The sequence below is a fragment of the Streptomyces sp. YS-3 genome (genome assembly GCF_045257485.1).
GTDB lineage: Bacteria > Actinomycetota > Actinomycetes > Streptomycetales > Streptomycetaceae > Streptomyces.
This window is the reverse complement of record NZ_JBJHPC010000672.1, coordinates 1-3,634: the sequence shown is the minus strand read 5'-3', so window position 1 is coordinate 3,634 and position 3,634 is coordinate 1. Positions and strand designations below refer to the sequence as shown.

3 protein-coding genes are annotated in these 3,634 nt (G+C 72.9%); all 3 read right to left on the bottom strand.

The window, feature by feature from the left end; all coding sequences use genetic code 11:
- Positions 1-1,617 (bottom strand): proline--tRNA ligase (locus tag ACJA3G_RS32980; protein WP_406556706.1); only part of this gene is annotated, 1,617 nt, incomplete at its 3' end.
- Between the two features lie 75 nt (positions 1,618-1,692).
- A complete protein-coding gene (locus ACJA3G_RS32975; RefSeq protein WP_406556705.1) occupies positions 1,693-2,259 on the bottom strand; it encodes a GNAT family N-acetyltransferase in 567 nt (188 codons plus the stop codon).
- A gap of 40 nt (positions 2,260-2,299) precedes the next feature.
- Entirely contained in the window at positions 2,300-3,142 is an 843-nt protein-coding gene (locus tag ACJA3G_RS32970) for a GNAT family N-acetyltransferase (RefSeq protein ID WP_406556707.1), read from the bottom strand.
- Positions 3,143-3,634 lie beyond the last annotated feature (492 nt).

The window sequence follows — 3,634 nt, the reverse complement described above, 5'->3', positions numbered from 1 at the left end:
CTCCCCGGCCCGCCGCCCCGCGACCAGGATCTTCGGCACACCCAGCAGCTCCGCGTCGGTGAACTTCACCCCGGGCGACACCCCGGCCCGGTCGTCGACCAGGACCCGCAGCCCCGCCGCCGCCAGCCGCTCCGCCGCGTCCAGCGCCACCTCCGTCTGGAGCGCCTTGCCCGCCGCCACGACATGGACGTCCGCCGGCGCGACCTCCGCCGGCCAGCACAGTCCGTGCTCGTCGGCGGTCTGCTCGGCCAGCGCGGCCACGGCCCGCGAGACGCCGATCCCGTACGACCCCATGGTCACGCGCACCGGCTTGCCCTGCTGGCCGAGCACGTCGAGCTGGAAGGTGTCGGCGTACTTCCGCCCCAGCTGGAAGATGTGCCCGATCTCGATCGCCCGGTCCAGCCGCAGCCCCGCGCCGCACGCGGGGCACGGGTCGCCCTCCTCGACGACGACCACGTCGAGGTAGTCGTCGACCTCGAAGTCCCGCCCGCACACGACGTTCCGCGCATGTGTGTCGGCCTTGTTGGCCCCCGTCACCCATGCCGTCCCCGGCGCCACCCGGGGGTCGGCGATGTAGCGGACCTTGTCGAGCCCCTGCGGGCCGACGTAGCCCCGTACGAGATCGGGCCGGTCCGCGAAGTCCTCCGCCGTCACCAGCTCCACCACCGCCGGCGCCAGGTGCTCGCCCAGCTTGCCGAGGTCCACCTCACGGTCGCCGGGCACGCCGACCGCCACGATCTCGCCGTCCACCTTGACCAGCAGGTTCTTCAGGGTGGCGGAGGCGGGCACACCCAGGTGGGCCGCCAGGGACTCGATCGTGGGGGTGTCGGGGGTGTCCAGCTCCTCCACCGGACCGGCCCCGGCCGCGTCCACGGGCGTCGCCACGAAGGTCACGGCCTCCGTGTTCGCCGCGTACTCGCACCGCGGGCAGTCCACGAAGGTGTCCTCACCGGCGGCGGCCGGAGCCAGGAACTCCTCCGACGCCGAGCCGCCCATCGCGCCCGACACCGCCGAGACGATCCGGTAGTCGAGCCCGAGCCGCGCGAAGATCTTCCGGTACGCCTCGCGGTGCAGTGCGTACGACTCGGCCAGGCCCTCGTCGGTGGTGTCGAACGAGTACGAGTCCTTCATCTGGAACTCGCGCCCGCGCAGCACACCGGAGCGGGGCCGCGCCTCGTCGCGGTACTTGGTCTGGATCTGGTAGAGCATCACCGGCAGGTCCTTGTAGGACGTGCACTGGTCCTTGACGGTCTGGGTGAAGATCTCCTCGTGCGTGGGCCCGAGCAGGTAGTCGCCGCCCTTGCGGTCCTTGAGCCGGAACAGCAGGTCGCCGTACTCGTCCCACCGGCCGCTCGCCTCGTACGCCTCCCTGGGCAGCAGCGCCGGCAGCAGCACCTCCTGGGCGCCGATGGCGTCCATCTCCTCGCGCACCACGCGGGAGATGTTGTCCAGGACCTTCTTGCCGAGCGGCAGCCACGTCCAGACACCGGCCGCGTTGCGCCGTACGTAACCGGCGCGGACCAGCAGCTTGTGGCTGAGCGTCTCGGCGTCCGCCGGGTCGTCGCGCAGTGTCTTGACCATCAGCCGGGACATGCGCTGGACGTGGGCGGCAGCCATGGGGATCTCTCTCCTGTACGTACACGGGTGGTGTCAGGAGGTTATCCGCGCCCCACGCGCGCGTGGAAATCGGTTTTACGGGCGGCGCAGCGGCAGGTGCGCGCCCATGACGGCGTACGGCCTCGACGCGCTCGGGAAGTGGACCTGCCCGGCGAGGTCGAGGTAGCCCAGCGCGCGGTAGAGCGCCCGCGCCGGGCTCTCCGTGTCGATCGCGGAGAGAATCGACCGGGGCTCGGTGGCGCTGTCGGTGATCCGGGTGATGAGCTCGCGGCCGACGCCCCGGCCCTGGTGGGAGGGGTGGACATGGAGCTCGGTGATCACGAAGGAGTCGTCGAGCCAGGCGTCGGTGCCGTTGTGGCGCAGATACGGTTCGACGACCGTGGACCACCAGTGCGCCCGGTCGTTGGGCATCCCGTACACGAACCCGACGAGCGTCCCGTCGGCGGTGGTGGCGCCCAGGGCGCGCGCGCCGGGGCCGGCGAGGTGGCGCAGCACGATGTGGCGGCGCACGCCGACCTCCTCCGGGCTGAGCCCGAAGGCGACCGCCTGCACGGCGAGGGCCTCGTCCACACGGGCGGCGAGGTCGAGCGGTGCGACCGTCACCTCGGGGCTCCGGGGACCGCCTCCAAAGGAAGGTGCCATGGTTCGCACCCTACTGTCCGATGACTCTCCGGAGAGACTGTCAGAAGAGCACGCTCATGAAAGCACCGGTCTCCCGGAAGCCGACGCGGCGGTAGCAGGCGCGGGCCGCCGTGTTGTAGTCGTTCACGTAGAGGCTGACGACGGGGGCCACGTCGGCGAGGGCGTAGCGCAGGACGGCGGCCATGCCGGTGACGGACAGGCCCCGGCCCCGGTACTCGGGGGCGACCCAGACGCCCTGGATCTGGCACGCGCGCGGGGTGGCGGCGCCGATCTCCGCCTTGAAGACCACCTTGCCGTCCTCGACGCGGGCGAAGGACCGTCCCGATCCGACGAGTTCGGCGACGCGGGCCTGGTAGAGCAGTCCGCCGTCGCCCGCCATCGGGGAGACGCCGACCTCCTCGGTGAACATGGCCACGCACGCGGGCATGATCACGTCCATCTCGTCCTTGCGGACCCTGCGGACGTACGGGTCGGGGTCCATGTCGTCCGGCATGCGCTCGGTGACCATCAGCGGCTGGTGGGAGCGGACGTCGCGGGCGGGGCCCCAGTGCGGCTCCAGGAGCTTCCAGAGCAGGGCGGTGGGCTCGGCCGGGCCGACGATGGAGGAGCAGCGGCGGCCGGTGCGGCGGGCGCGGTCGGCGAAGGCGCGGACGGCTTCGGGGGTGGCGCAGATGGGGACCAGGTTGGCGCCGGAGTAGCAGAGCGAGCGGAGCCTGCCGCCGGCGTACCAGCCCCACATCTCGCCGCCGAGCCGCCAGGGGTCGAGGCCGGCGATCTGGACGCGCGAGGCCACGAAGGCGTTGGCGACCGGCTCGCTCTCCAGAACGGCGAGCGCCGCGCCGAGGTCACCGGGTTCGAGGACCCGGGTGGTGGTCTGCGTCAACACGTGGGGGCCTCACCATACGGTCTGCTGATCTCCGCACTGTACCCGGCGGGGTGGCGTTGATGCGGCGCCGGTGGACCGGGGTACCTATGCGACCCCGGCCACCCCTCTCGCCCCGGGGGCCCGCCCCGGCCCGGGAGGCGGCTGCGGGCCGGGGGGCCTCTCTTCTTGGACGGGGGGTTCGTCTGCGGCCCGGTGGAGGGTCGCTCGCGCAGTTCCCCGCGCCCCTTWTCGGCCGGGGTTCGTCTGCGGGCCGGTGGAGGGCCGGTCGCGCAGTTCCCCGCGCCCCTTATCGGGCCCGGGCGTCGGCTGCGGGCCCGTGGGGGTTGCTCGCGCAGTTCCCCGCGCCCCTGAGTACCTAGGGGCGCGGGGAACTGCGCGAGCAAGCCAGCACGGTCCGCAGGCGAAAGAAGCGGGGTGCAGGGGCCGCAGGCCCCGCGAGCAGGGGCCGGGGGCGAGGCCCCGGAGGGTGCCCGGGGGCTCAGCCCGGGC